The sequence below is a fragment of the Micromonospora arborensis genome, from assembly GCF_003205615.1.
Taxonomy (GTDB): domain Bacteria; phylum Actinomycetota; class Actinomycetes; order Mycobacteriales; family Micromonosporaceae; genus Micromonospora; species Micromonospora arborensis.
Window position 1 is genome coordinate 24603 of the sequence record NZ_PYBV01000019.1, and the last position, 25472, is coordinate 50074.

Annotated in this window: 27 protein-coding genes; 12 read left to right on the forward strand and 15 right to left on the reverse strand. The window is 70.0% G+C overall.

The window, feature by feature from the left end:
• Positions 1-232: 232 nt before the first annotated feature.
• Both C7C45_RS16080 and C7C45_RS16085 read right to left on the reverse strand, forming a co-directional pair.
• Positions 233-763, reverse strand: coding sequence for a hypothetical protein (locus tag C7C45_RS16080; RefSeq protein WP_208641182.1), 531 nt, complete (start codon positions 761-763; stop codon positions 233-235).
• A 91-nt stretch (positions 764-854) separates the two neighbouring features.
• Complete coding sequence (locus tag C7C45_RS16085; protein WP_110564477.1) at positions 855-1385, reverse strand: MaoC family dehydratase; 531 nt, start codon at positions 1383-1385, stop codon at positions 855-857.
• A gap of 548 nt (positions 1386-1933) precedes the next feature.
• Here C7C45_RS16085 and trxA point away from each other — a divergent pair.
• The 3 genes from trxA (at position 1934) to C7C45_RS16100 (ending at position 3849) form a co-directional block, all read left to right on the forward strand.
• Positions 1934-2296, forward strand: coding sequence for a thioredoxin (trxA, locus tag C7C45_RS16090; RefSeq protein WP_007455291.1), 363 nt, complete (start codon positions 1934-1936; stop codon positions 2294-2296).
• A gap of 156 nt (positions 2297-2452) precedes the next feature.
• On the forward strand, positions 2453-2893 hold the full coding sequence (locus tag C7C45_RS16095) for a hypothetical protein (protein ID WP_110564478.1): 441 nt from the start codon (positions 2453-2455) through the stop codon (positions 2891-2893).
• Positions 2890-3849 carry an HTTM domain-containing protein gene (locus tag C7C45_RS16100; RefSeq protein WP_110564479.1) on the forward strand — a complete coding sequence of 320 codons (960 nt, stop codon included), beginning with the start codon at positions 2890-2892 and terminating at the stop codon, positions 3847-3849. Before C7C45_RS16095 ends, C7C45_RS16100 begins: the two co-directional genes overlap by 4 nt.
• On the opposite strand, the gene C7C45_RS16105 is transcribed toward C7C45_RS16100, so the two are convergent.
• Positions 3813-4232: a thiol-disulfide oxidoreductase DCC family protein gene (locus tag C7C45_RS16105; protein WP_110564665.1), complete on the reverse strand. Its 420-nt coding sequence runs from the start codon at positions 4230-4232 to the stop codon at positions 3813-3815. The two genes, C7C45_RS16100 and C7C45_RS16105, sit on opposite strands and share 37 nt — an antisense overlap.
• Positions 4233-4325: 93 nt before the next feature.
• On the opposite strand from C7C45_RS16105, the gene C7C45_RS16110 reads away from it, so the two are divergent.
• From C7C45_RS16110 to C7C45_RS16125, 4 genes are all read left to right on the forward strand, one after another.
• Positions 4326-5372 carry an Rv2578c family radical SAM protein gene (locus tag C7C45_RS16110; RefSeq protein ID WP_110564480.1) on the forward strand — a complete coding sequence of 349 codons (1047 nt, stop codon included), beginning with the start codon at positions 4326-4328 and terminating at the stop codon, positions 5370-5372.
• Between the two features lie 206 nt (positions 5373-5578).
• Entirely contained in the window at positions 5579-6169 is a 591-nt protein-coding gene (locus C7C45_RS16115; RefSeq protein ID WP_110564481.1) for an RNA polymerase sigma factor, read from the forward strand.
• Positions 6166-7110 carry a DUF2092 domain-containing protein gene (locus C7C45_RS16120; protein WP_110564482.1) on the forward strand — a complete coding sequence of 315 codons (945 nt, stop codon included), beginning with the start codon at positions 6166-6168 and terminating at the stop codon, positions 7108-7110. The genes C7C45_RS16115 and C7C45_RS16120 overlap by 4 nt, the downstream gene beginning before the upstream one ends.
• A 120-nt stretch (positions 7111-7230) precedes the next feature.
• The gene (locus C7C45_RS16125; RefSeq protein ID WP_110564483.1) at positions 7231-7638 is read left to right on the forward strand and encodes a CoA-binding protein; all 408 of its coding nucleotides are present in this window, start codon (positions 7231-7233) and stop codon (positions 7636-7638) included.
• A gap of 96 nt (positions 7639-7734) precedes the next feature.
• On the opposite strand, the gene C7C45_RS16130 is transcribed toward C7C45_RS16125, so the two are convergent.
• The 6 genes from C7C45_RS16130 to C7C45_RS16155 all read right to left on the reverse strand — a co-directional run bounded on the left by C7C45_RS16130 (position 7735) and on the right by C7C45_RS16155 (position 17880).
• Positions 7735-8154, reverse strand: coding sequence for a hypothetical protein (locus tag C7C45_RS16130; RefSeq protein WP_110564484.1), 420 nt, complete (start codon positions 8152-8154; stop codon positions 7735-7737).
• Positions 8154-11645, reverse strand: a complete 3492-nt coding sequence (locus C7C45_RS16135; protein WP_208641183.1) for an ALF repeat-containing protein — start codon at positions 11643-11645, stop codon at positions 8154-8156. The genes C7C45_RS16130 and C7C45_RS16135 overlap by 1 nt, the downstream gene beginning before the upstream one ends.
• Positions 11646-11909: 264 nt before the next feature.
• Positions 11910-12386 (reverse strand): hypothetical protein, encoded by a 477-nt coding sequence (locus C7C45_RS16140; RefSeq protein WP_146247330.1) that lies wholly within the window; start codon positions 12384-12386, stop codon positions 11910-11912.
• A 54-nt stretch (positions 12387-12440) separates the two neighbouring features.
• Positions 12441-12863, reverse strand: a complete 423-nt coding sequence (locus C7C45_RS16145; protein ID WP_146247331.1) for a hypothetical protein — start codon at positions 12861-12863, stop codon at positions 12441-12443.
• The gene (locus tag C7C45_RS16150; RefSeq protein ID WP_146247332.1) at positions 12863-16414 is read right to left on the reverse strand and encodes an ALF repeat-containing protein; all 3552 of its coding nucleotides are present in this window, start codon (positions 16412-16414) and stop codon (positions 12863-12865) included. The genes C7C45_RS16145 and C7C45_RS16150 overlap by 1 nt, the downstream gene beginning before the upstream one ends.
• A 269-nt stretch (positions 16415-16683) precedes the next feature.
• Positions 16684-17880 carry an acyl-CoA dehydrogenase family protein gene (locus tag C7C45_RS16155; RefSeq protein WP_110564666.1) on the reverse strand — a complete coding sequence of 399 codons (1197 nt, stop codon included), beginning with the start codon at positions 17878-17880 and terminating at the stop codon, positions 16684-16686.
• A gap of 177 nt (positions 17881-18057) precedes the next feature.
• On the opposite strand from C7C45_RS16155, the gene C7C45_RS16160 reads away from it, so the two are divergent.
• Entirely contained in the window at positions 18058-18543 is a 486-nt protein-coding gene (locus C7C45_RS16160; protein ID WP_110564489.1) for a DUF4190 domain-containing protein, read from the forward strand.
• A 36-nt stretch (positions 18544-18579) separates the two neighbouring features.
• Here C7C45_RS16160 and C7C45_RS16165 read toward each other — a convergent pair whose 3' ends face one another.
• Positions 18580-19485, reverse strand: coding sequence for an SDR family NAD(P)-dependent oxidoreductase (locus tag C7C45_RS16165; RefSeq protein ID WP_110564490.1), 906 nt, complete (start codon positions 19483-19485; stop codon positions 18580-18582).
• A 117-nt stretch (positions 19486-19602) separates the two neighbouring features.
• Here C7C45_RS16165 and C7C45_RS16170 point away from each other — a divergent pair, with 117 nt between their 5' ends.
• The gene (locus C7C45_RS16170; RefSeq protein WP_110564491.1) at positions 19603-20130 is read left to right on the forward strand and encodes a DUF4190 domain-containing protein; all 528 of its coding nucleotides are present in this window, start codon (positions 19603-19605) and stop codon (positions 20128-20130) included.
• Positions 20131-20205: 75 nt separating this feature from the next.
• Here the strand turns inward: C7C45_RS16170 and C7C45_RS16175 are convergent, their stop codons facing one another.
• On the reverse strand, positions 20206-21162 hold the full coding sequence (locus C7C45_RS16175; protein WP_110564667.1) for an HpcH/HpaI aldolase/citrate lyase family protein: 957 nt from the start codon (positions 21160-21162) through the stop codon (positions 20206-20208).
• Positions 21163-21292: 130 nt separating this feature from the next.
• Here C7C45_RS16175 and C7C45_RS16180 point away from each other — a divergent pair, with 130 nt between their 5' ends.
• Both C7C45_RS16180 and C7C45_RS16185 read left to right on the forward strand, forming a co-directional pair.
• Positions 21293-22117 (forward strand): SDR family NAD(P)-dependent oxidoreductase, encoded by an 825-nt coding sequence (locus tag C7C45_RS16180; RefSeq protein ID WP_110564492.1) that lies wholly within the window; start codon positions 21293-21295, stop codon positions 22115-22117.
• Between the two features lie 7 nt (positions 22118-22124).
• The gene (locus tag C7C45_RS16185) at positions 22125-22400 is read left to right on the forward strand and encodes a hypothetical protein (RefSeq protein ID WP_110564493.1); all 276 of its coding nucleotides are present in this window, start codon (positions 22125-22127) and stop codon (positions 22398-22400) included.
• A gap of 153 nt (positions 22401-22553) precedes the next feature.
• On the opposite strand, the gene C7C45_RS33625 is transcribed toward C7C45_RS16185, so the two are convergent.
• From C7C45_RS33625 to C7C45_RS16200, 3 genes are all read right to left on the reverse strand, one after another.
• A complete protein-coding gene (locus C7C45_RS33625; protein ID WP_146247333.1) occupies positions 22554-22886 on the reverse strand; it encodes a hypothetical protein in 333 nt (110 codons plus the stop codon).
• Between the two features lie 52 nt (positions 22887-22938).
• Positions 22939-23061 (reverse strand): hypothetical protein, encoded by a 123-nt coding sequence (locus tag C7C45_RS35535; protein WP_280101379.1) that lies wholly within the window; start codon positions 23059-23061, stop codon positions 22939-22941.
• 97 nt (positions 23062-23158) lie between these two features.
• A complete protein-coding gene (locus C7C45_RS16200) occupies positions 23159-24115 on the reverse strand; it encodes a DMT family transporter (RefSeq protein ID WP_110564495.1) in 957 nt (318 codons plus the stop codon).
• Between the two features lie 106 nt (positions 24116-24221).
• Here C7C45_RS16200 and C7C45_RS16205 point away from each other — a divergent pair, with 106 nt between their 5' ends.
• Positions 24222-24941, forward strand: a complete 720-nt coding sequence (locus tag C7C45_RS16205; protein ID WP_110564496.1) for an HAD family hydrolase — start codon at positions 24222-24224, stop codon at positions 24939-24941.
• Positions 24942-24949: 8 nt separating this feature from the next.
• Here C7C45_RS16205 and C7C45_RS16210 read toward each other — a convergent pair whose 3' ends face one another.
• Positions 24950-25459 (reverse strand): hypothetical protein, encoded by a 510-nt coding sequence (locus tag C7C45_RS16210; RefSeq protein WP_110564668.1) that lies wholly within the window; start codon positions 25457-25459, stop codon positions 24950-24952.
• Positions 25460-25472 lie beyond the last annotated feature (13 nt).

The following is a 25472-nucleotide window of genomic DNA, read 5'->3' on the forward strand; positions in this document are numbered from 1 at the left end:
CCTGCCGGGCGGCGGGCAGGTCGATCAACGCCAGGCGGGGGCGCGAAGCGCGGCAGGCGGGGCGCGGAGCGCGGCAGGCGCTGGGTTGGCGCGCTCCGCGCCCCGGCGGGTTGATCCATTCCAGGCCGCCGATGTGGGGGTGTCCCGGACGGCGGATGCCGCCAGATCGGCGAAATGGAGTCGATCAACGCCAGGCGGGTGCGGCGGGCCGGTTGATCAACGCAGACGGGGGTCAGCCCAGCCCGAGCGCGGCACCGAGCCGGTCCAGGAAGCGCCGGTCCGCCGAGGTGGCCGGTTGGTCCACCCGGCGTCCGCCGGGCACCGCGCGACAGACCCGGGCCGCGACCGACTGCACCCACTGGCGGTACGCGGCCGAGTCCGCGGGGTCGGCGCGGCGCCCCAGGACCCGGCTCGCCGCCCGGCAGGCGGCCAGCAGGTCCACCAGATCGGTGAGCCGCTCGACGGGCTGCGGGGTGCCGTCGTGGCGGGCGTAGATCGCGGTGACCACCGCGCGGACGAGATCGCTGTCGAAGGCTCGGCCTGCGGCCACGGCGTCCAGGCCGGCCAGACTCGCCATGACCCCCCGTTCCGGGCGGCCGGGGCCGGGAGCCGCAGCGGCCACGAGGACCCGACCGGGCAGGCTGATGAGCAGCTCCCACTCGGCGGCGGAGTAGACAGCGGTGGTCAAGGGTGCGGCTCGGCGGCCGGCAGAGGGTGGCTCTCCGGCGACGGAGTGGCTCATCGGAACCTCCGGCGCCAGCATATGCGTCGAAAACGGAAACAGGGCCCCTTCCCAGCAGAACCCACTGCGGGAGGAGGCCCTGAGTCCGGAAGCGGTCGACCCGCCGCGATGCTCAGCGCGACTCGGGAAGGCGCGGCTCGGGGAAGCTGGGCCGCTCCGGATCCACCCCGTCCGGGACGGCGCTGGCCGCGTACTCCCGCTTGGGGACCATGACCTTGCGGCGGAAGACGCAGACCATCGTGCCGTCCTGGTTGTAGCCGCGGGTCTGGACCGACACCACGCCCCGGTCGGGCTTGGAGCCGGACTCCCGCTTGTCCAGCACCGTGGTCTCGCCGTAGATGGTGTCGCCGTGGAAGGTCGGCGCGACGTGCCGCAGCGACTCGACCTCCAGGTTGGCGATCGCCTTCCCACTCACGTCGGGCACCGACATGCCGAGCAGCAGTGAGTAGATGTAGTTGCCGACCACGACGTTGCGCTTGAACTGGCTGGCCGTCGCGGCGTAGTGCGCGTCCATGTGCAGCGGGTGGTGGTTCATGGTGAGCAGGCAGAAGAGGTGGTCGTCGTACTCGGTGACGGTCTTGCCCGGCCAGTGCCGGTAGACCGCGCCGACCTCGAACTCCTCGTAGTAGCGGCCGAACTGCATCCTGGTCCCCTTCGACGGACGGCGATGGAGTTCGGCACAGCATGCCTTATCGCTGGTTAAGGAAACCGATGGGGAGTGACGGCGGCGGAAAGGTCACACCGGTCACTCCCACAGGGGGAGACGCAATGAGCGGCGGGGCCCTCCCCGGCACCCGCCGCCCACGCTCTGATGCCGAGAATTCTGCCCTACGGCAGCGTAGGTTCAACAGAGACCGAGGTCACATTTATCATTTTGTAACACTACTCTCGGTGACGGAGGGGAGGTTGATCAGCGATCTCCCCAGGCCGGATACGTCCTTGTCAAGGCCCAAGTTACCGATTCGTAGCGCTCGATCGGGTGGATCTCCCTGGAAACGCTCCCATCACCGCAGGTCACGCAAGTGCGACGTGCATTTGCGTTCCGCAGTTGAGTATGAACAGACATGGGTCGATGACCCTCAGCACCCGCACGCAGCCCCGAGCACGTTTCGCGCCCCACCGCCCGGGAATTCGATACGGTCAGCCCTGGTTCTACGGGACGTAGATAAACCGCGGTGATCGGAGAGTGCAATGGCAACCGTTGAGCTGACCTCGACGAACTTCGACGAGGTGACCGGCAACGACGGCATCGTCCTGGTCGACTTCTGGGCCGACTGGTGTGGTCCGTGCAAGCGGTTCGCCCCGGTCTACGAGCGCTCCTCGGAGAAGCACCAGAACATCGTCTTCGGCAAGGTCGACACCGAGGCTCAGCAGGAGTTGGGCGCCAAGTTCGACATCCGGTCGATCCCGACGATCATGGCGATCCGTGACGGCGTCATCGTCTTCGCCCAGCCGGGCGCCCTTCCCGAATCCGCGCTGGAGAACCTGATCGAGCAGGTCGAGGCGCTGGACATGGACGACGTCCGCAAGCAGTTGGCCGAGCACAACCACTGAGTCGTCTCCACGACGACACTCGAAGGCCGGGCCCCCGATGCGGGCCCGGCCTTCGTCGTCCCCCGGGAACGCTCGCATGATCACCTGCCTGGGCAGCCGGAACTGACCATCGGAGGGACCCGACGCAGTCGGTACATCCCGTATCGTCACGACCCGATGGAGAACCTGACCACCCTCGGGCGCGTGACCCGGTTGGGCGCGACCGCCGTCGGTCTCGTCCTGCTGCTGGCCGGCACCCTCTGGGGCAGCGACGACGACTTCCCGTTCGGCCCGTTCCGGATGTACGCCACCTCCAATCCGCCGAACGCGCCCGCCCCCGACACCCGCGTCGAGGGAGTGAACACCACCGGGGACGTGATCGACCTCAACCAGGACGCGACCGGCATCCGCCGGGCCGAGATCGAGGGTCAGCAGGCCCGCTACGCCGCCGACCCGACGCTGCTCACCGAGGTCGCCGACGCGTACGCCGAGCGCCACCCCGATGCCGCCGCGCTGGTCGAGGTCCGCATCGTCATCCGCTGGCACGGCATCCGCGCCGGCCGACCGACCGGCCAGCACACCGATCAGACGGTCGTCCGCTGGCAGGCCCCCCGATGAGCCGCTGGCTGACCGAGGCCGTGCCCCGGGGTCGGGTCGCCGCGTTCCGGACCCTGATCTACCTCTTCGTCGCCGCCGACCTGGTGATCTTCACCCCCTGGGTACGCACCCGGGTCAGCGTCCCCGGCGACCTGTATCGGCCGCTCCTGATCGGCCGCCTGCTCCCCCTCCCGACGCCAACCGAGACGCTGGTGACGGTGATCTTCTGGGCGTTGCTGGTGCTCGCGCTGCTCGCCGCGACCGGACGGGCGCCCCGACTGCTCGGCTGGACGGTCTGCGCGCTGTACCTGGAGTGGATGATCATCGCGATGAGCTACGGGAAGGTCGACCACGACCGGTTCGGGCTGCTCGTCGCACTGGCCGTCCTACCCACCGCCGGTCGAGCCCGCCACGGCGACGCCACCCGCACCGAGGCCGGCGGCTGGGCCCTGCGCGTCACCCAGATCGCGGTGATCTGCACGTACTTCCTGGCCGCCTGGGCCAAGCTGCGGTTCGGCGGCCTCGACTGGCTGACCGGCTCGGTCCTGGCCCGCGCGATCATCCGGCGCGGCACCGACCTGGCGGACCTGATCGCCCACGTGCCGTACCTGCTGATCGTCGCCCAGTTCGGCATTGTGGCCTTCGAACTGTTCAGCCCCGTGGTCTTCCTGCTGCCCGCCCGCTGGCGGCTCGCCATGGTCGGCTTCTTCTACTCGTTCCACGCGGTCACCATCGCGACCATCACGATCTCGTTCGCGCCGCACCTGGCCGCGATGACGAGCTTCCTGCCGCTGGAGCGGGTCCGCCCACTGCTGTGGGCCCGCCGGCTCGTCGGCCGTCCCGCGCCCGACGCCTCGGGCAGCACGAACCAGGACGCGGCGGAGGCCGGGGCGGCACCGGAGCCGGTCGGAGCCAGCGCGGCACCGGAGCCGCTCGGCGATCAGGCCCCGGCGCTCGGGCGACCGGCCGGCCCGTAGAGGCGTTCCCGGGCCTCCTGCGGCAGAGAGCAAGCCGCCGTGCCGCCCGGCAGCCGGTGCCGGTTGCGCGCCACCCAGCGGTACACCGGCCAGGCCGCGGCGCGTACCGGCGGAAACCGCAGGCCGGCACCGGCGACGCGCCAGAGCGGACCGCTCGCGGCGAGCAGCTTCGCGATGGCGTCCGGACCCGCCGCGCGTGAGCCGTCCGCGCCGACCCACTGCACGGCCTCCTCGCACTCGGCGGCGCTGAGGCCGAGCGCGTCCAGATCGGCGAACTGCCAGGGCACCACGCGAGCCGCGGTGGGGATCCGGCGTTCGATGAAGTCCGCACAGGTCGTGCAGAACGCGCAGTCCCCGTCGTAGACGAAGGTCGACGTCTCCATGGTGTCCATCCTCCACTCCCCGACCATCGGAACGACCACCGGTGTACGGCGGGTCACTTGCACTCCACTCGTACGCGTGTTCGAATAGTGGCCATGCGCTGGGACAACCTCACCGCTCCCCCGGTTGAGGGAGACCCCGAGCGGGCAGCGCCAGCGACACCACCCCTGCCGCTGGCGCTGCCCGGCGCCGTCGCCCGCACCTTCGACACCCCCGAGTTCGCCGGGATGACCTTCTACGAGGTCCAGGCCAAGTCCATCCTCAACCGGGTGCCCGGGCAGTCCCGCGTCCCGTTCGAGTGGACCATCAACCCGTACCGGGGCTGTTCCCATGCATGCGTTTACTGCTACGCGAGAAATACTCACACCTACCTCGACCTCGACGCCGGTGCCGACTTCGACCGGAAGGTGATCGTCAAGGTCAACGCCGGTGAGCTGGTCCGGCGGGAGTTGGCCGCGCCGAGATGGCGGGGCGCCCACGTGGCGATGGGCACCAACGTCGACTGCTACCAGCGGGCCGAGGGCCGTTACCGGCTGATGCCGCAGATCATCAGCGCCCTGCGGGATTTCGCCAACCCGTTCTCGATTCTCACCAAGGGCACGTTGATCCTGCGTGACCTGCCGCTGCTGCGCGAGGCCGCCGAGGTGACCTCGGTCGGCATCTCCTTCTCGGTGGGATTCGTCGACGAGCAGCTCTGGCGTTCCGTCGAGCCCGGCACGCCGCGCCCGCGCCGCCGACTGGACGCGGTCCGAACGCTCGCCGATGCCGGCTTCTCCGTCGGCGTGTTGATGGCCCCGATCCTGCCCGGCCTCAGCGACAGCGACGAGTCGATCGAGGCCACCGTGTCCGCGATCGCCGCAGCCGGTGCGACGAGCGTGACCGCCCTGCCCCTGCACCTGCGTTCCGGCGCCCGGGAGTGGTACGCGCAGTGGCTCGCCCGTGAGCACCCGCACCTCGTGCCCCGCTACCGCGAGCTGTACCGGGCCGGCTCCTATGCGCCGCAGGCGTACCAGCGGGAGTTGACCGCGCGGGTGCGGATCGCCGCCCGCCGGCACGGGCTGCACCGCGGCGAGCGGGGCGACAACCGAAACCTGCCCGAGCCGCCGCCACCGCCGGCAGCCGAGCAACTGACCCTGCTCTAGCCCGTGGCCGGAAGGGAGCCCCGATCTGCCTGAGCATTGATCGGTCTCACCTGCGGACCACACGTGGCGGATGACAGAACGTGAACGGGTGCGCGGCCAGCACCGTCTGACCGCGGTGATGGGCTGAACATGGACGGGAACCTGGGCGTCGGCGGCAGACAAGAACGAGGCATGAAGACACCGTCACACCAGGGGACGAGCGGGACATGACCGTGACCGAGCGCTCCGACGCGTTCTTGGTCACCGGCGCGCCTGAACTGTTCGGAGAGCTGTTCGAGCGGTACGGCGGTTGGCTGTACGACTTCAGCGCCCGCCGGGTCGGACGGCAACTCGCCGAGGATCTGGTCGCCGAGACGTTCCTGGTCGCGTTCTCGCTACGTGACCGGTACGACACGTCGGTGCTCAACGCGCGCCCATGGCTGTTCGGCATCCTGACCAACCTGCTGCGCAAACATCACCGTGCCGAGGTGCGGTGGCTGCGGGCATTGGAGAAGTCAGGTACGGACCCGCTCGGTGGTTCCGGTCAGCACAACTTCGCTGACCGGGCCAACGAACGGCTCGATGCCTTGGCCGCCACGCAGGCACTGGCCGGTGTGCTCGCCGCGATGCCGCACGACCAGCGCAATCTGCTCCTGTTGCATGTCTGGGCTGGCCTGGACTACCCGGAGCTGGCCTCCGCGCTCGGCCTGGCACCGGGAACCGTCCGGTCCCGCCTCCATCGAGCCAAGGCACGCCTGCGGGCTGCGTTGCCCGCCCACTACGCCCCGGCCACTTCTGCGCATGAAGGACACGCATGAACAACAACTCCGAGCCCGACAACGCAGGCGTCGAGCTGCTGGTTGCCTTCCGCGAGGACCTGACCGGTGCCCCGCCGGACGCGACCGACCGGATCCGGCACGCGCTCCGCAACGGGTCCATGTACCAGCGCCCGGCCGCGAAGCGCTGGTTTCTGCGCCGTCCGGCGATCGCGACCGCGACCGCCTTCGCGCTGGCCGGTCTCGCCGCCGGTGGTGTCGCGCTGAGCATGGTCGACTACAGCACCGGGCAACCGTCCGGGGCCTCCACCAGCTCGACTGACGAGTCTCGCCCGTTGGAGATGCGCAACGTCGCCTACGTCAGCGCGCAAACCCGGGCCGCACTGGACGACGCGGACAAGTACGTCGTGAAGGTGCACGACGCCTACAAGGGCGGCTCGTACGACACCTGGACGGACAAGCAGACCGGGCGTTACCGGGTCGACGTGTATCAGGCCGACGGCAGTCCGAACTCCTCGCTGATGACGACTGTCGTCGACGGAAAACTGCGCGGTATCCAGGTCAACCACCTCGATCGGACGTACTTCGAAGACACCGGGTCGCCGGAGAACGCGACAGGTGCGGTCTTCGTTCCGAACGACCCGGCGAGCATCAGGGCCTGGCTCGACAAGGGAGATCTGGAGATCGTGGGCCAGGAGCAGGTGGGCGGGCACGACACGGTGCACCTGCGGTTGACGGCGGGAACGGCCACCTACACCGTAGAACTCTGGGTGGACGCAGCCTCGTTCCTGCCCTACAAGGCTGTCGCCGACAAGAGCGGACAGGTGACCGACAAGGCAGAGGTCAGCACCTTCGAGTGGCTGCCCCGCACGGAGGAGAACCTGCGCCACTTCGACCTCACGCCGCCCACCGGCTACACGAAGAGCGGCGCTGGCAAAACCACCAGGGGCGACGTGCAGGCCACCGCACCCGCCCACCCCTAGCCATGTTTGACGGGGCCCGACTGGTCGTGTGGGCGCGTCAAGTCGGGCCTCAGCACACAGGGCATCTGGTGGGGTGTTCTCGCGTGACATCTGAGGCGCGGTCGGCGCTACAGTCGGCTGGTGCGTACCGCTCAGCAGATCCTCGCCGACTCAGCCGTGATTGCCGTCGTGGGCGCGTCCCGCGACCCGTTCAAGGCCGCGCACGGTGTGCCGTTGCAGATGCAGCAGTACGGCTGGCGCATCATCCCGGTCAACCCGACGGTCGACGAACTGTTCGGAGAACGGGCGTACAAGACGCTGGCCGACATCCCGCACCCGGTCGACCTGGTGGACGTGTTCCGGCCGGCGGCCGACGCCGTGCAGGTGGTCCGGGACGCGGCGGCGATCGGGGCCCCGGCGGTCTGGCTGCAGTTGGGCATCGTCTCGGCCGAGGCGCGGCGGATCGCCGAGGAGGCCGGCATGGACTACGTCGAGGACCGGTGCCTCATCGTCGAACGCGCCGCCGCCGGCCTCACCCGCCTCGGCTGATCCGCCTCGTCCAGCGGACCCGGACCTCTGTGCTCCCCGGCGTACCGAACTCCCCGGGGGCACCCTTGCCCGCCGGGGAGTCCGGTACGTCACCGGTCAGTGCTGGTCACCGACCCGGTCCCGCGCCGGGTCGTACGGCTGACGTATCACCAACGCGACCAGGATCTGCATCGGCAGGAAGTACGCCAACTGTCGCGGCTCGGACGTGCACATCGACGGCAGGCAGCAGAGCAGCACGGCAGCCAGTCGGAACCAGACGGGTCTCGCGTCGCGGAAGAGGAAGACAACCGCGAGCGCGATGGCGAACGGGACCACCGAGGCGAGCACGAGATACACGGCGGCCACCATCATCTCCAGCACGAACGCTCCGAAGGACGGCTGGTTGGCGAGCACGAGGTATCCGACCGTGCTGCCGATGACGATCAGCACGCCGTAAAGCCCCGTGTAGACGAGAACGAAGCCTGGCAGCGGCAGGGCCCTGAGCCGCTGCCAGGTCATCGCACGATCGTCCGCCATCAACGACACATCGACATGGCCGGGTTGCGTAGACACAGCTCCTTCTTCAGGAGGTAGTACTCCAGCGCGAGGTCACGGCTTTGACCGTCGACCCAGGTCTCCTTGCGGTTATCCATCAGATCCAGGAGTTGGATTTGCGGCCCGCCCGGGCCTGCGTGCGATGAATTGGCAAGCAGAGTGCCAGTGTTGCTGTTGTTCTTGAACTGGACGGCCTCGAAGTCCGGGTACGGATCACCCTCGATGCTGATCACGGTCATTCCAGAATTAATCTTGATGCTGATGTTCTGGTTGATGGTCGGCAGCCCCGGAACTGACGATTGGGCCGCCACGGCGAAGTTCAGCAGGCCGGCACCCGAGCTGATGATGTCGAGGTTGTTTCCCTGACCGATCGACCGCGGCGGCGAACAATACCCGATCTTGAAGCAGCTCGGGGAAGCCGTGATGCTCACGGCACCCGTCTCCGTGTTCCAGGCCACCGCGACACGATAGCCCGCCTGGGAGTCCGTCGAGAACGAGCGCCCATCGCCCTTACCGCAGGTAAGGAGCGCACCCGGTGGGCAATAGAAGTACTTGTCGCTGATGAACAGTCGGAAGACGATGACGCCGTTGCCCGGCGCGGTGGCGGATGTCGCCTCCGTGGCACGCACCTGGCCGTACCCTTCCGCTCCGAAGAAGGTTCCCTCTGGGCCGGCGGCCCGCTGTGCCTCAGCCTCGGCCCGGATCCTCTCCATCGCGGTCGTGAACGCCTCCTGGGACGCCTGCGCTGCGGCGGCCGCGTCCGCACCCGCGGCGAGCGCCGACTGCCGGGCGTTTGCCGCAGAGGTCTGCGCCCAGTTGGCCGACGCACGGGCCTTCCGCGCCGAGTCTGCGGCCCGCGAAGCCGAAGCACTAGCCGACTGAGCAGCCTGCACCGCCCGGTTGGCGGCACTACGGGCTGTCTGCGCGGATGCCGCGGCCTGATCCGCGGACCGCCTTGCATCCAGGGCCGACTGCGCCGCGTCCTCGGCGTACCCGTCCGCCTCTTCCGCCAACAGACGGGCTCGGTCGGCATGCCCCTGTGCCTCGCTCGCGGCCGCCCGCGCCCGTGCCGCGACCTCCGCAGCACGTGCCGCGTCAACCTGCGCCGTTGCGGCGTACTCGGCGCCCTGGGCGACGTAACCCCTGATGGTGGCGGCGTGCACCGCCGCGTCATGGTCCCGCAGGGCCGCCTTGTACTGCCCGACCTGGACGAAGTCCCGGGCGAAGGCGCGCGGACCGGCCAGCGCGATACGCGCGGCCGCGACGACCTCGGGACCCGCGCCATTCATGATGCCGGCGATGGCCACCCGATCGTCCTGGGCCGCCGCGACGTACTGACCGGTGCGGAGAAAGGTGTGCGCGTCCTGCGGCGTGCCGCCGAGGGCGATCTGCGCTGCCGCCTTGGTCGCCGGACCGCCGGCGTCCATGACCGTCGCGATCGCCACCCGATCATCCTGCACCTTACCGTCGTAGGCCGGGAACTTGAGGAAGGCGACGACGTCGGCGTGAGTGCCCCTGAGCGCGGCTTCGGCCGCTGCCCGCAGGTTGGGCTTGCTCGTCGTGGTCGCCAACTCGGACACTCGGTCACGATCGTCCTGCTCCACGGCGATGACCCGCACGGTGGCAAGCCAGCTCCGCATACCGGACTCATCGCCGGCGAGGGCCGCCTGGGCCGCCGCCCGACCCCACGAGGAGCCTGACCGACTCAGGTTGACCGCCGCCGCCCGCCCCTTCGACATCACCACTGCGGTGGAGGCACCCGGGGCAGCCGCGTCCGCGAGCAACTGCCGCGTGCCGCTGTCCACCCGATCTTCTTCAGGCGTATCCCAGAGCGGCTCCGCCGGCTGGCTGTCCTCCACGAGCCGGAGTTCCTGAGCCTCCACGATCGCCTGCTCGGTCTCCAGGGCGAGCCGTTCCGCCTCACCCGTCCTGGCCGTACGGTCGACCAGGTCTGCCTGCTCCGCCGCAGCCGACGCCATATCTGCCGCGAGCTGGGCGGCCTCTGCATGCCTCTTCGACTCCTCTGCTGCCTTGGCAGCGTCTCCGGCGTGCTCGGCCGCCAGATCCGCGGCCGCCGCCGCCGCCCGCGCGTGCTGCGCGGCGTTCGTCGCCAGTTGGAGGGCCTGCGCGGCCGCAGCCGACGCCTGCCCGGCGAGCGCCTCGGACCTGGTGGCCGCCCGGTCGGCCGCTGCGGCCAAGGACAGCGCGCGATTCGCCTCGCGACGGGCTCGGGCGGCCTCGCTCTCCGCGACGTTGGCCTGACCGCCCGCGCGTTGAGCCGCCGCAGCGGCGGCCTTCGCGTTGACCACCGCACTGCGTGCGGCGCCGGAGGCTGACTTCGCCGCGTTGGCCGCATCCATCACCTTGGGCATCGAGGCGATGACGTCGTCGATCAGACGAGCCGCGCTTCGGGCCGCCTCGGCGGCCTGACGCGCGGCGCTCGCCTTGCTCGCGTCGGTGGCGGCGTCCGCGGCGGCGCGGTACGCCTGCGAGGCGGCCCTGCCCGCGAGCGCGGCCGCCGAAGCCGCCCGGGATGCCGCGTTGGCAGCGTTTCGGGCCGCCTGGTTCGCGGCATTGGCGGCACCGATCGCGTCCTGGGCGGCATCGGCCGCACGGGCAGCCGCGTCAGCCGCACGGCCGGCCGCGGCCGCCGCCTTGGTCGCTGAATCCTTGGCTGCCTCGGTCTCGTCCGCAGCTGTCTCCGCGGCCGCCTTGGCCAACCGCGCGGCGGTCACCGCCCTTTCGGACGCCTCCTCGGCCGCTGCGGTCTCCTTTGCGGCGAGTTCCTGCGACCGCCGGGCAATCCCGATCAACTGCGCGACCGTCATCACTTCCTGATCGCGCGCTCGGGCGACGTGTTGCCCGCTGTCGAGCCATTCCCGTACGTCCAGGGGAGTTCCGGCCAGGGCGACCTGGGCCGTTCGGCGTACCTCCGCACCGCCGACCGACATGATCGTCGAAACTTCGATCCGGTTGTCCTGGATCCGCGCCGCGTACGCGCCGTTGCGCAGGAATTCCACGACGGCGGAGTCGCCGCCGTTCAACGCGGTCTGTCCGGCCGTCTTCGTCGCCGGGCCACCGACCGAGATGAGCTCCGCGATGCGAACTCGCCGGTCCTGCGCGGCGGGCGCCTGCCACCCGGTCGACAGGAAGGTCCGTACGGCAGCGGGGGAACCCGTGAGCGCTGGTTGGGCGGCCGCCGCCATCGCCGGTCCGCTGGTCGCCATCAACTGAGCCAGTCGCACCCGGTCGTCCTGGACCAGAGTCTCCTGCTGCCCGGTGGCCAGAAACTCCTGCAGCTGCTCGTCGGGACCGAGCAGAGCGGCCTCAGCGGCCCGAGCGGAGGCCGGGCCACCCGACGAGAAGATCGAGACGACGCCGGCGCGGTCGGACACCAGGCCGGGCAACGGGTCCTCAGCGACCGCGGGCGAACCCGACACGAAGGGTGCGCCGATCGCCAGGAGGGCCGACACCGCACCGGCGAGAAGTCGTTTCAGTATTCGTCGGGGAATCGGTGGTGAATAGAGCTCCGGATGAGACTCTCGGCAAAGAGAAAAAGAGGATGACATGAATCTATTTATTCATGTACATCTAATCCCCGGGAACCGATAAGCAGTGATTCAGATCACATTGAAGAATGTCTGTGAACCAGTGGTGAAGGACGCGCACGCCCCTCACCACTGGCCATTCGGTCACGCCACCACGGCATGGGCGAGACCTAGGGAGATGCAGCCTGGTCAGGCCGGCGGCGTCGCTCGTAGCTCGAGAAGCACACCGAAATCCGGATCGCCGACGCCGACCGGCTCAAGGGAATTCTCGCGGATGTTGATCGTCTCCTCGACGCCGTTTGCGGCCACCTTCGCCGCCACCTTCTGGTCGCCGGAATGAATGAAGAAGACGCCGTCCAAGCGAAGGCTCAGCCAGCCGGTGTCGTCCTTGACCGCGAAGCAGAAGTCGGTGCGGAGGAGACTCTCCACCCGGATTAGTGCTGGGTTGTCCGTGCAGTCGACAAGGGTGATCCGGCCATCGCCCTTGATGAGCTCGATGTCGCGGCTCTGCTTGATGGCTGCGGCACCCGGGTAGGAGAAATCCTCCACGAGTGAGGGCATTTCTTCCGCCGCGTTGGCCGGGCCTCCCGACAGAGTCAACGGAACAGCCACCGCTGCCGTAGCTCCCAGTACCGCCGCGATGGCGGGAATGACGGTCTTGCGCATGTGTTTCCCTTCTCTACCCGACCGGAACTTGAACGGTCGGCGTCGGAACGAACGTCAGGATGACCGCATCCAGCGAGGTGATCGAACTCCCGTGAAAGCGTTCCAATCGCGGCAGTATTGCTGCGATCGTGGACCCAGCTCATGCCACACCCCGCGAAGGTCGAAGCCCCGATCTCCGGCAGCCATCATGGATTCCAGGAACCCGGTCGCCACGGCGTCCTTCTCGGACTGGTCGCCATCGGCAAGCACCCCGTCCAGGATCCGGAAGAAGGCGCGGCGGTCACTCTCGGGCACGTCGTCCACGCGCTCGGCCAGCACTTCGCCAAGGTGGGAGAGACGGAGCAACAGAGGAGGAGCCTCCGCGCCCTCCTCGTCGACAGAGGAGCCCGAGGTCCACCGGCGCACCTCGGCCGCGTCCTCTGTTGCCAGCACGTCGCTCGTGGCCAGAAGCGATCGCCACCACTGCGGATCAGGCATCACTTTCCCGCCAATGCGTTGCGCATGTCGAGGATCACGTTCTGCGCCGCGGCTCTGTCACCCGCACTGGCACCGGGGTTGTTGAGGAGCCAGCGCTCAAGGTTGACGATGTAGTCCCGCGCCTTCTGAGTGTGGTGGGCTCCGCCCACCGAACCACCCGTCCAGGTCTCGAACCGGACTGCGGTCGCCGTGCTTCCGCTGCCCATCGTGGCACCCGGGCGATAGAGGACATCCATGATTTTCGACAAACCAGCGTCGGCAACCTTCGGCCGCTGCATCTCGGCGCGCAGGATGTTCTTGTACGTCTCGAACAGCGCTCGGTTGGTCGGGATCCGGTATAGCGCGGGCGTCCGGAGCCCGATGCCGAGCAGCCGACCAATGCCCCGGAAGGCCGCTCCCCCCGCACCAGCCTCCGCGTACATGAGGACGATCGAGGGCTTGTCGGTGTCGAGTTGGTCCCGCAGGGCCTTTCCGCAAGCGTCACGATTGTCCCATGGCAACGTGGACCAACTGTCCTTGTCGGCGCAGTATGCCTTGAGCAGTTCCTCGGCCGGGTTCGCCACCTTGGCGAGATTCTCCCAGTAGATGTAGTCCGCGCGGTCGCCCAACCAGTCGTCGAAGTCCTCCGCCAGGGCGGTGCAGGACTCCACGCCCAAGGTCCCCGGCAACTGCGTGCCGTTGAGGTAGCAGACGCCGTCGAACCACAACACGACGGTGCCCTCGTCATACTCCTCCAGACCCGTCAAGCCGCTCTCCGGCCCGCTCAGGCTTGGAACGCCGGCCTCCTGGCGAGCCTGCTGCTCCTCGCGCTGCTTCGTGATGGCGATCTGCAGCGCCTCTGCCGCCGCCTCTGCGGCCAATGCGGCGTCCTTGCCAGCGGCAATAGCTGAGGCTCTGGCCTGCTCTGCGGCGTGGTATGCAGAATCAGCCGAGGCTCGGGCCTGCGCCGCCGAGGCCGTGGCCTTGACGGCGGAACGAGTGGCGGCGGCAGCTGAGGTAGCGGCCGAATTCGCGGCGTCGCGAGCCGCCTGGGCAGCCGCGGCCGCACGTGCCGCTGACTCCTTCGCTTCGGCCGCCGACCTGCGGGCCTGATCCGCGTATACCTCCGCATCGTCCGCGGCCGCGTCGGCCCGGTCCGCCCACATCCGAGCTTCTTCTGCCGCGTCGCGCGCGACCGCCGCAACCCGCGCGGCCTCGGCGGCGTCAGCCTCGGCAAGGGCCGCGTAACGGGTGGCCTCCGCGAGAAGCGACCGAACCGTGGCGACGTGGGTCGCGGCGACCTGGTCACGTTGGCGAGCCTTGAACTGCTCGACCTCAAGGAAGTGTCGAAGGTAGGAACGGGGACCGCTCAGCGCAATCTCGGCCGCCGCCCTCACCTCGGGCCCCGCCTCGACCAGAACGGCAGCGATGGCGATGCGATCGTCCTGTTCGGCTGCGGCGTGGCGCCCGGTCCGCAGGAAGGCGTGGGCGTCCGCTGGCGTGCCCCGCAACGCGATCTCGGCCGCCGCGTGGGTCGCCGGACCGCCGCTCGCCATGACTTCGGCGATCGCGACGCGGTCGTCCTGCGTCTTGCCCTCGTACATCGGCAACCTGAGGAAGCGCACCACGTTCTCGTGATCGCCGGAGAGCGCTGACTGCACCGCGGACCGCAGCGCGGGCTTGTCTGACAGGTCGGTCAGGTGGCTGACGCGGGCCTGGTCATCCTGTTCCGCAGCCGTGGCGCGGTCAACGGACAAGAACCGTCGAAGGTCCGCCTCGGTGCCGGTCATGGCCTTCTCCGCAGCCGCCCGCGTCCACGGGCCGCCCACGGCCATCAGGCGCAGGGCTGCTTGCCGACCGCTGCTGAGGACGACGGTCGAGGGGGCGTCGGCAGCGGCTGCCTCGGTCAGGAGCCGCAGTGTCTCCGCGTCGACCCGGTCCTGTTCAGGCGCGTCCCAAGGAATTTGCGACGGCTGATCCTGCTCGACAGCCCGGTTTTCCTTCGCCTCGGCGATCGACTCTTCGGTCGCCGCCCGCAACCGCTCCTCGTCTGCGGCACGAGCCGTCAACTCGACGTCCGTGGCCGTCGCTGCGGCAGCCGTCGCCGTTTCGGACGCCACGGCGGCGGCTGCGGCATGGGCGGTCGCCGCAGCAGCTGCCTGAGACGCATCGCCGGCGTGGTCTGCGGCGCGATCGGCTGCGGCCGCGGCAGCGTTGGCGTGCGTGGCTGCATCAAGGGCGTGGCGACGGGCGTCACGGGCAGCCAACGCGGCCTTCCGGGCAAGCCCCTCCGCAGCGGCTGCGGCACGCTCGGCCCGGGCCGCGAGGCTTCTCGCTTTCTCGGCGGCCTGCCGAGCACGGCGGGCTTCTGCCTCGGAAACATTGGCATGTCCGCCAGCCTCATCCGCTGCGTCCGCCGCCTCTCTGGCGTGACCAGCCGCTCCGCGTGCGGCCTTCGCTGCGTCCGCGGAGGCGATGGCTGCGTCATCGGAGGCCAGTGCGGCATCGGCGGCCTGCCCTGCCGCCCGTGCTACGTCCCGTGCCCGCTGGGCTGCCACCCGGGCTGCGCCCGCCTTTGAAGCGTCCGTGGCGGCATCGGCAGCCGCGCGGTAGGCCGTCGATGCCGCTTCACCGGCCAGTACCGCGGCGTTCGCCGCCCGGGACGCGGCGATGGACGCCACCTGAGCGGCGTTGGTCGCCGCCCGCGCCGCCCCGATGGCGTCGCGGGCCGCAGCGGCAGCGCGCTCGGCCGCGTCCGCCGCCCGAGCAGCGGCGGCAGCGGCGAGTTTGGCCGAGTCCTTCGCCGCGGCGGTCTCCGCGGCAGCCTGCTGGGCCGCCTCTTTCGCCAGCTGCGCGGCGGTGACCGCTCGAGCCGACGCCTCCTTGGCTGCCCGCGACTCGGCTGCGGCCGTCTGCTGCGCTTCCTTTGCCAGCTCGACGAGACGGCTGACAGTAAGCACCTCCTCGTCACGTGCCCGCGCGACGTGCTGGCCGGACTCGAGGAACTCGCGGACGTCAGCGGGAGTGCCTTGAAGAGCGAGTGTGGCCGCGGCTCGGACCTGTGGACCGCCGGTGGACATCACCAGCGATGTCGCGATGCGGTCGTCCTGCTGTGCGGCGAGATACTGACCGCGTGCCACGAAGGCCGCCACCGCGGTATCTCCCGCGGTCGCCGCGTCCTGGCCGGCCTTCCTGGTGGCGGGACCGCCCGTGGCGATGATCTCGGCCGTCCGGATGCGAAGGTCCTGGGCCATTGGCCCGGCGATACCGTCTTCGAGGAATTCCCGAACGTCTTCGGGGGAACCGGTCAGGGGGGCCTTGGCGGCCTGCGACAAGGCGGGCCCGCTCATCGCCATCAACTGCGCGAGTCGCACCCGGTCGTCCTGGAGGCGGGTGGCGTGCTGCCCGGTGGCAACGAACTCGGTCAGCTGGTCGTCCGGCCCGAGGAGAGCGGCCTCGGCCGCGTGGGCGGTAGCCGGGCCGGCTGTCTTGAGTAGGGAAAGCACGGTGGAGCGGTCCGCCCGGACGTCGGCCGTGGCGGGCGTCGGTGCGGTCAGCAGAGCGCCGACCAACCCTGTGAACGTGGCAAGAACGATCGCCCGCGTTTGTGGGACACGAATAGCCCTGCCCTTGGATTTCGGGCAGGAAGCAGGTACAGCCACGTTACCCCCGTAGTACGTAGCAATTTTTCGTTAAGTAGGCGCTGGCTAACACTAGGCAGTGGAGATGCAGGCCATGCGCCCAATGGATATGACACATGTCACAGTTTCGATGTTAGACCAACCACGGGCCACCCGGAGGAGATGGGCGGCTCGCTCGGCAGCTGGCCGATCCTCCGCGTCTAGAGCTTGTACTCCTTGAGGAGACCCCGGGAGATGATGGTCTTCTGGATCTCCGAGGTGCCCTCGCCGATGAGCAGGAACGGGGCCTCGCGCATCAGCCGCTCGATCTCGTACTCCGTGGAGTAGCCGTAGCCGCCGTGGATGCGGAACGCCTCCTGGACGACCTCGGCGCAGTACTCGGAGGCGAGCAGCTTGGCCATTCCGGCCTCGACGTCGTTGCGCTGGCCGGCGTCCTTGAGGCGTGCGGCGTTGACCATGAGGGCGTGCGCGGCCTCGATCTTCGTGCCCATCTCGGCGAGCTTGAAGGCGATCGCCTGGTGCTTGGCGAGCGGCTGGCCGAACGTCTTGCGCTGCTGGGCGTAGCTGACCGCCAACTCGAAGGCGCGGATGGAGATGCCGCAGGCGCGGGCGGCCACGTTGACCCGGCCCACCTCGATGCCGTCCATCATCTGGTAGAAGCCCTGGCCCAGCTTGTCGGCCCCACCGAGGATCGCCGACTCGGGCACGGTGACGCCGTCGAGCACCATCTCGGTGGTCTCGACGCCCTTGTAACCCATCTTCTCGATCTTGCCGGGGATGGTGAGGCCGGGGGCCGTCTCGCCGAAGCCCGGTTCCTTCTCCAGCAGGAAGGTGCTCATGTTGCCGTACACCGAGTCGGCGCCGGTGTCGGTCTTGACCAGGGTGGCCACCACCGAGGAGTACGCCCCGTTGGTCAGCCACATCTTCTGCCCGTTGAGCACGTAACGGTCGCCGTCGCGGACGGCTCGGGACTTGATCGCTGCGACGTCGGAGCCGGTCTCGGGCTCGGACATCGAGAACGCGCCCCGCACCTCGCCGGTGGCCATCTTCGGTAGCAGGCGGGCCTTCTGCTCGGCGGAGCCGTGCTGGGAGATCAGGTACGCCACGATGAAGTGGGTGTTGACGATGCCGGAGATCGACATCCAGCCCCGGGACAGCTGCTCCACCACCAGCGCGTAGGTGAGCAGCGACTCGCCAAGCCCGCCGTACTCCTCGTCGATGGTGAGGCCGAACAGCCCCATCTCGCGCATGCCGTCGAGGATGTCGGTGGGGTACTCGTCGGCGTGCTCCAACCGCTGGGCGTGCGGGATGATCTCCTTGTCGGCGAACTCCCGAACGGTCTCCAGGATCGACAGTTGCACATCGGTCAGGCCGGGCGTCTGGGCGAGTCGGGCCATCTCAGCCTCCGGGGATCCGCGCACTACTCGTGGGTAACTGAACGCTGGGTCAGTATCGGTCTCGGACGCCGACGAGGCCAAGGCGACCAGTCCACACAACCGCTGTGAAAAGGTTCACCGCTGCGGGTAGCGTCCGGCAAGAGGGACTTTTCCGGCACCGGCAGGAGGAGGACAGCTGTGAGCTACCCACCGCCGTCGGGACCACCATCGGACGAGCCGCCACCGTCACCCTACGAGCCACCCAGGGACCAGTCGCCGTACGCGCCACCGACCGGCGAACCATCGCCGTACGGGCCACCGACGGACGAACCACCGCCGTACGGGCAGCAGGGGTCGCACCAGTCGACGCACTGGAGTCAGCAGCCGCCGTACCCCCCGCAGGGCCCCTACGCTCAGTACGGCCCACCGCCGTCCGGGCCGGGTCGGGCCACCAACGTGCTGGCGATCCTGTCGCTGGTGTTCGCCTTCGTGTTTCCGCCGGCCGGCGCCGTCCTCGGCCATGTGGCCAAACGGCAGATCCGCACCAGCGGCGAGGACGGCGACCAGCTCGCGACCTGGGGGCTGATCCTCGGGTACGTCTTCACCGGGCTCACCGTGCTGGCCTGCTGCGGCTGGCTGGCCCTCCTCGCGATCAACAACACCGGCGACAGCGGGGGCTACTGACCAGCGACCCGGGAAGGTCCGACGTGGACCGTCAGGTCAGCGGAACCGAGCCTCACGGACGCTGTTGCCGCCATCCACGACCAGCATCTGACCGGTGATGTAGGAGGCGGCCGGCGAGCAGAGGAAGCTGATCGCGGCGGCGACCTCGTCCGGCGTGCCCGGTCGACCCACCGGGGTACCCAGCCCCTGCTTGATCTCGGCCATGGTGGACGCGGCGGTGTAGATGGTGCCGGGGGCCACCGCGTTGACGGTCACCCCATCGGCGATCATCTCCATCGCCAGCGCCCGGGTCAGCCCGACGACCCCGGCCTTCGCCGCGGCGTACGCGGCCTCGGTGGGCAGGGCGTTGACCGGGCCGGCCGTGGCCGCCAGGTTGACGATGCGACCCCAGCCCCGCTCGGCCATCCCACCGATGAACGCCCGGCTGCACAGGAATGCGGTGGACAGGTTGCGGTCGATCTCGCCGCGCCATTCGTCGTAGGTCAGCTGCGCGACCGGCCGCAGCACTCCCTGGCTGGCCCGGCTGGCCAGGCCGGCGTTGTTGACCAGCACCTCGACGTCGCCCAACTGCTCGGCGACCGCGTCGGCCAGCGCACCGACCTCGGACTCGTCGGTCAGGTCCGCGACGAAACCGGTCACACCCAACTCGCCGGCCCGCTCGTGGATGCGCCGGGTGGTGGAGACGATGGCCACCCGAGCGCCCAGGTCGGCGAGCCGCCGGGCGGTGGCGTACCCGATGCCGTCCGGGCTGCCCGCCCCGGTCACCAGGGCGACCCGCCCGTCGAGCCGCATGGTCACCGGATCGGTCATCGCGACCGGCTCGTCGGGACCGGGGCTGCCCGCCGGCATGGCGGCACGGGCACGCCGTGCCCCGCCCGGGCGGCTGACGTCCCGTCTGGGTCGGCCGCCGGAGCGGTCCGCGGCGCGCGCGTCAAATGCCATGCCTGGATCCTGCCCGTTACGACCGGCCCGAGCAACGCGGCACCCGGTAGTGGGGACGTCGGGTTTGGGCGGCGCTGGCTACCCTGACAGCGCACCCCGACCTGACGGAGAGTTCGCATGACCAATCCCCCGCCGCCCGGCAACTGGACCGATCCAACGTGGTCGGCCCAGCCGTCGAGCCCGGCACCGGACCCGACCCTCGTGGCCGGTCAGCCGGTGCCCGCCCAACCGGGCACCGCCGACCCGTACGCGCCGGCCGACCCGTACGCCGGAGCACAGCCGGCGGGTCAGCCGATGCCCGGTTACGCCGCACCCGGCTACGCCCAGCCCGGCTACCCGCCGCAGTACCCCGGCTACGGCTACCCGCCACCGCAGAAGACCAACGGGATGGCGATCGCGGCGCTGGTGCTCGCGCTGGTCGGCATCGCGTCCTGCATCACCGCGCCGGTCGGCGCGATCCTCGGGCACGTGGCGCAGAAGCAGATCCGGCTCAGTGGCGAGGGCGGTGCGGGGATGGCGAAGGCCGCCATCATCGTCGGCTGGATCCTCACCGGGTTGCTCGTGTTGCTGATCGCCTTCTACGCCGCCGCGATCATCTACGCGATCACGACTGGCGTGGACAGCGACAGCAGCAGCAGCTACTGACCGACGGGCTGGTCGGCGTACCGCCGGTTGTCGGGCCGAACCGACAGCCGGCGGCGGGCGTCCCGGCCCGACCGGTCACTCGGCCGGTGGGGTGAACGTCGAGGTACGGATCATCCCGGCGGCCCGGCCCTTGGCGGCGATCACCAGCGCCATCTTGCGGGAAGCTTCGTCGATCATTTCGTCGCCGAGCATCACGGCGCCGAGCCGGCCGCCGGCCTCCGAGGTGTAGTGCTCGTAGGCGTCGAGGATCAGTTCGGCGTGGTCGTAGTCGGCCTGCGCCGGCTGGTAGACCTCGTTGGCGGCGTCGATCTGACCCGGGTGCAACACCCATTTACCGTCGAAGCCCAGCGCCGCCGAGCGCTTGGCCACCTCGCGGAACGCGTCGACGTCCCGGATCTGCAGGAAGGGGCCGTCGATGGCCTGCTTGTCGTGCATCCGGGCGGCCATCAGGATCCGCATCAGGATGTAGTGGTACGGGTCGCCCGGATAGTCCGGGATCAGGCCGCCGACCACCAACGACCTCATGTTGATCGAAGCCATGAAGTCGGCCGGGCCGAAGATGATGGTCTCCACGCGCGGCGAGGCGGCGGCGATCGCGTCCACGTTGACCAGACCGGCGGCGTTCTCGATCTGCGCCTCGATGCCGATCCGGCCGACCTCCAGGCCGAGCGCCTTCTCGATCTGGGTGAGCGTCAGGTCCAGCCAGTGCACCTGGGCGGCGGTCTGCACCTTCGGCAGCATGACGCAGTCCAGGTTCGCGCCGGCGCCCTCGACGACGTCGACGACGTCCCGGTAGGTCCACGGGGTGGTCAGGTCGTTGACCCGGACCACCCGGGTCTTGCCGGCCCAGTCACCCTCGTTGAGCGCGGCCACGATGTTCTTCCGCGCGTCCGGCTTGGCCAGTGGGGCGACGGCGTCCTCCAGGTCGAGGAAGACCTGGTCGGCTGGCAGCCCCTGCGCCTTGCCGAGCATCTTGACGCTGGAACCGGGCACGGCGAGGCAGGACCTGCGGGGGCGACCGACTGCGGCCATGGGGAGGCGCTCCTTCCAGCGTCCGGCGGGCATGCCGACGCCACCTGACGACAGATCCGAGACCTTAACGATCCCAAAGGGCGTTGTGACGCCACGGTAACCTCGCGCCATGACCGGGGTGAATGGACCTGTGGAAGATCTCACTGAGCGTCGACTGGTGGTGGTGACCGGGGCGAGCTCCGGCATCGGATTGGCTGCCGCCGTGCAGCTGGCCTGCCGAGGTGACCAGGTGGTACTGGTCGGGCGGGACCCGGCACGCCTACAGGCCGCCGCCGTTCGGGTACGGGAGAACTCGGGCGAGCGTCCGGAGCTGTTCCGCGCCGACTTCGCGGTCCTCGACGACGTACGCCGGCTCGCCGAGCGGCTACGCGACGCGTACGACCGGATCGACGTGCTCGCCAACAACGCCGGTGCCATCGCGTTGCAGCCGCTCACCACGGTCGACGGCTTCGAGATGTCGATCCAGGCCAACCACCTGGCCCCGTTCCTGCTGACCAACCTGCTCGCCGACCGGCTGGGCCGGATCGTGGTGACCGCCTCCGGCGCACACCGCTTCGGCGCGCTCGACCCGGACGACCTGAACGCTCCACTACGCGGCTACCGGTCGATGGGCGCGTACGGCACCAGCAAGCAGGCGAACGTCCTGTTCACATCCGAGGCGGCCCGCCGCTGGCCGGGCATTCCCGCGTACTGCTTCCACCCGGGGGTGGTACGCACCCGGTTCGCGAACGACAGCAAGCTGGTGGCGTTCGGCATGCGGATCCTGCCGTTCCGTAGCCCGGAGAAGGCCGCCGAGACGCTGGTGTGGCTGGCCAACCAGGATCGCTCCCGGCTGGTCGACGGGGGTTACTACGCCGACCGTCGACTGCGTCGGCCGTACCGCAAGGCCGCCGATCCACAGCTCGCCGCCCGGCTCTGGGAGGCCAGCGCCAAGGCCGTCGGAATCGGGGAGTAGCGCCGCCATGGTGACTTTCGTCGCGATCGTCGAGTTTCCCGTCGGAGCCGAGGCGGTCGGTCAACGCTACGAGGACACGGTGCTGGCCCTGCTCGGACGGCACGGCGGCCACCTGGAACGGCGGCTGCGCGGCACCGACGGGCAGAACGAGGTGCACGTGATCCGGTTCGACGCCCGGGCAGGCTACGAGTCGTTCCTCGTCGACCCGGAGCGAACGGCCCTGCGTTCCACGCTCGGTGAATCCGCACCGACCACCCGCGTCATCGAGGTCCACGAGGGCTAGACGATTAAGTCCTAACTCAAGACGGGGCTGCGGGCGCAGCGAAGGGCGCTCGCCATCCGGTTTGGCTGCCTGCCATGTCGATGTGCTGTTGAGCGGTATACCTCAGAGGTATGAATATGACTCTGAGGTATACCGCTCAACACCGCGTTTGCCCTAACGGAGGTGGCCGTCGGTCACCGCCGGCCGCCGTCGATCGCGCCAGCGCCGCAGCCAACCCAGCACGGGCAGTGCGACCAGGACCGCCAGGACGAACCCCACCGCGAGCGCCCAGAACGGCGGTGGCCCGTAGTGGGGGCTGCCGGACTCGCGTACCGCCCCGCTGATCGCGAGGTCGGCGGCGACCGACAGGTCGGTGATGCCCTCCGGCGTCCGGAAGAGCACTTCCGGCGCGGTCGCCCCCCGACGTAGCGCCACCAGTTCCACCGCCTCCGTGCCGACCTCGTGATACGGCCCCCAAGCGATGTCGTGGTCCTCCGGGAGGTCCACCGCCGCCGGTCCTCGTAGTAACGCAGGACGAGGGCAGCGCGCTGGCGCACGGTCAGCCGGGCCAACGCCGCTGACAGCACCAGCCGCAGGTCGGGGTCGTCACCCGGGTCAGCCCGGCGATTTCGGCCCGGACGAAGTCGGCGAAGCCGTCCCGGGTGCGGTCCTCAGTCGTCAACGGATCGCCCTCCTCACCCGGACAGATGCCGGGCGGACCCGCCGCAGAGGGAACCAGCGTCCACATTCCTCAGCACGTTCCGGGTCCCGACGTGCGATCAGTCGTCCAGTGGAGTCGGGTCGGTCGGCAGCGTGGTGGGTGCGGCCCGGCGAGCGGCCCGGCCACCGCCGAGCACCACCACCGCCACCCCGAGCAGCAGCAACGCCATCCCGAGCAGCGCGTACGGGCGGGGCACCTGACCCAGCCAGGCCCAGCCCAGCAGGGCCGCGCCGGGCGCCTCCAGCAGGATCAACACGCTCACCGTGGTCGCCGAGATCTTCCGCAGGGCGTAGTTGAACATCGAGTGCCCGAGTAGCTGCGCGCCGGCCACCAGGGCCAGGATGGCCAGCCAGGTCCGTCCGTCGAACCCGGTCAGCCGTACGCCGCCGATGAGGCAGATGACCAGCAGGATCAGCGCGCAGATCCCGTAGCAGATGGTGGTGTAGGTGGTGGTGCTGATGCTGGCGCGGGCCCGCTCACCGAAGGCGGTGTAGACGGCGGCGAACAAGCCGCCGGTCAACGCCAGCACGTCACCGAGGACGGCCCTGGCGGAGACACCCACGTCCGTTCCGGTGGCGACCGCCGCGCCGCCGACCGCGACCGCGATGCCGATCCACACCACCAGGGGAAGTCGACGCCCCTGGGCCCGGGCGATCAGCCCCTGCCACACCGGCTGGGTGGCGACCAGGGCGGTGGACGTGGCGACCGAGGTGAGCTGCGCGCTCGGCACCCAGGTGGCGAAGTGCCCGGCCAGCGCGACCCCGGAGAGGACGCAGAACAGCCCCTCGCGCCGGCCCGCGCCCACGGTCAGCCTGCGGAACTCGGCACGGCGCCGGGCCAGCGAGACGGGGCTCAGCACGGCCACCGCGAGCAGGTTGCGCCAGAACGCGATGGCCAGCGCGGGAGCGGCGGCGTACGCGATCAGCGGCGCGGACGACGACACGGCGACCACGGCCAGGCCGACCGCGCCGGTGGTCAGCAGGTCCGGAGTGGGGCGGTGTGAAGGTGGGGGCACGGGACGCAATCCTCACACGTATGACGGACGGCACGGAAAGTCAGCACTCCGTTACGATCACGCGGGTTCGCGCCGGTGAACCACAACCGCCCGGAGGCGCTTCGCCATGCCCAGCTACCAGGCGGTGCTGTTCGACTTCTTCGGCACCCTGACCCGTTCGGTGCAGCGTGGTGCCGCGCACGTCGGCACCGCCGAACTGCTCGGGTGCCCCGCCGACACGTTGACCGAGGTGCTGGACCGCACCTACTACGAGCGGGCCACCGGCCGGCTCGGTAACGCGGAGGCGACCCTTCGCTGGGTGTGCGCCCAGGCCGGCGTACACCCCAGCGATTATGCGGTCCGGGCGGCGGTGGCGTCCCGACATCGCGCGGTCCGCGCCGACACCTGGCTGCGGGCCGACGCCGTGCCGGTGCTGGCGGCCCTGCGCCAACGCGGCCTGCACACCGGTGTGATCAGCGACTGCACACACGAACTGCCGGCCTTCCTGCCACAACTCGCGGTCGCCCCGCTGCTCGACGTGCGGGTCTTCTCCGTGCAGGTCGGCCGGTGCAAGCCCGACCCGGCGCTCTACCTGACCGCCTGCCAGCGGCTCGGGCTCGCGCCGGGGGACTGCCTGTACGTCGGTGACGGCGGCAGCCAGGAGTTGACCGGCGCCGAGCGGGCCGGGATGACCGCCGTCCGACTCGCCGCACCGGACCTGGCCACGCACATGGTCTTCAACGCCGACCTGGACTGGCGCGGCCCCACCCTCGGCACCCTGGGCGAAGTGCTCACCCTCGTCGACGCCTACGCCGAGGTGGTGGGTGTCGGCGGTCGGCCAGGCTGACGACCCGATCAGCGGCGGCGAACCCGGTGCAGGCGGAACGGCTTGCGGGTGGCCCGGATCGCCGGGGTGGCACGGGGCGGCTCGGCCTGCGCGTCGGCCGACAGGTCCGCACCTGCCAGCGGCGTACCGGCCGGGGTGAGCCGGTTCACCGCACAACCGTCCGCGGCCCACCGGGTGACCAGATCGGCGGTCGGGCCGGGCGCGTTGAGACGTTTCGCCGCCACCAACGGCGCGGTGGTGTCCCACGCCTCGGTCCCCGGCTGCACCCGGCTCACCCGGGCCGGCCAGGTGACGATCCGACCACCATGGTCGCCGCGCAGGGTGACCTGCGCCTCGGTCGCGTCGGCCAGGCCCGGGGCGGCCTGCTCACCCGGCCCGGTGACCACCAGCAGCGCACCTTCGAGCGGGGCGCACCAGAGCGCGAGCGCCGGCCCACCGGCAACACTCACCCAGGCCACGGCAGCCTTCTTCATCGCCTCGTCGACCAGCGGCGTCGACCCACGCGCGTCGTCAGTCACCCTCGCATCCTGC

What these genes read in the sequence shown, in the direction of transcription:
- C7C45_RS16140 (WP_146247330.1), bottom strand. Translation starts at nt 12,386, where the DNA reads ATGCGCAAGACCGTCATTCCCGCCATCGCGGCGGTACTGGGAGCTACG.
- C7C45_RS16165 (WP_110564490.1), bottom strand. Translation starts at nt 19,485, where the DNA reads ATGGCATTTGACGCGCGCGCCGCGGACCGCTCCGGCGGCCGACCCAGA.
- C7C45_RS16175 (WP_110564667.1), bottom strand. Translation starts at nt 21,162, where the DNA reads ATGGCCGCAGTCGGTCGCCCCCGCAGGTCCTGCCTCGCCGTGCCCGGT.
- C7C45_RS16170 (WP_110564491.1), top strand. Translation starts at nt 19,603, where the DNA reads ATGACCAATCCCCCGCCGCCCGGCAACTGGACCGATCCAACGTGGTCG.
- C7C45_RS16185 (WP_110564493.1), top strand. Translation starts at nt 22,125, where the DNA reads ATGGTGACTTTCGTCGCGATCGTCGAGTTTCCCGTCGGAGCCGAGGCG.
- trxA (WP_007455291.1), top strand. Translation starts at nt 1,934, where the DNA reads ATGGCAACCGTTGAGCTGACCTCGACGAACTTCGACGAGGTGACCGGC.
- C7C45_RS16155 (WP_110564666.1), bottom strand. Translation starts at nt 17,880, where the DNA reads ATGGCCCGACTCGCCCAGACGCCCGGCCTGACCGATGTGCAACTGTCG.
- C7C45_RS16080 (WP_208641182.1), bottom strand. Translation starts at nt 763, where the DNA reads ATGCTGGCGCCGGAGGTTCCGATGAGCCACTCCGTCGCCGGAGAGCCA.
- C7C45_RS16100 (WP_110564479.1), top strand. Translation starts at nt 2,890, where the DNA reads ATGAGCCGCTGGCTGACCGAGGCCGTGCCCCGGGGTCGGGTCGCCGCG.
- C7C45_RS16145 (WP_146247331.1), bottom strand. Translation starts at nt 12,863, where the DNA reads ATGCCTGATCCGCAGTGGTGGCGATCGCTTCTGGCCACGAGCGACGTG.
- C7C45_RS16115 (WP_110564481.1), top strand. Translation starts at nt 5,579, where the DNA reads ATGACCGTGACCGAGCGCTCCGACGCGTTCTTGGTCACCGGCGCGCCT.
- C7C45_RS16095 (WP_110564478.1), top strand. Translation starts at nt 2,453, where the DNA reads ATGGAGAACCTGACCACCCTCGGGCGCGTGACCCGGTTGGGCGCGACC.
- C7C45_RS16105 (WP_110564665.1), bottom strand. Translation starts at nt 4,232, where the DNA reads ATGGAGACGTCGACCTTCGTCTACGACGGGGACTGCGCGTTCTGCACG.
- C7C45_RS16085 (WP_110564477.1), bottom strand. Translation starts at nt 1,385, where the DNA reads ATGCAGTTCGGCCGCTACTACGAGGAGTTCGAGGTCGGCGCGGTCTAC.
- C7C45_RS16110 (WP_110564480.1), top strand. Translation starts at nt 4,326, where the DNA reads ATGCGCTGGGACAACCTCACCGCTCCCCCGGTTGAGGGAGACCCCGAG.
- C7C45_RS16130 (WP_110564484.1), bottom strand. Translation starts at nt 8,154, where the DNA reads ATGGCGGACGATCGTGCGATGACCTGGCAGCGGCTCAGGGCCCTGCCG.
- C7C45_RS16205 (WP_110564496.1), top strand. Translation starts at nt 24,222, where the DNA reads ATGCCCAGCTACCAGGCGGTGCTGTTCGACTTCTTCGGCACCCTGACC.
- C7C45_RS16120 (WP_110564482.1), top strand. Translation starts at nt 6,166, where the DNA reads ATGAACAACAACTCCGAGCCCGACAACGCAGGCGTCGAGCTGCTGGTT.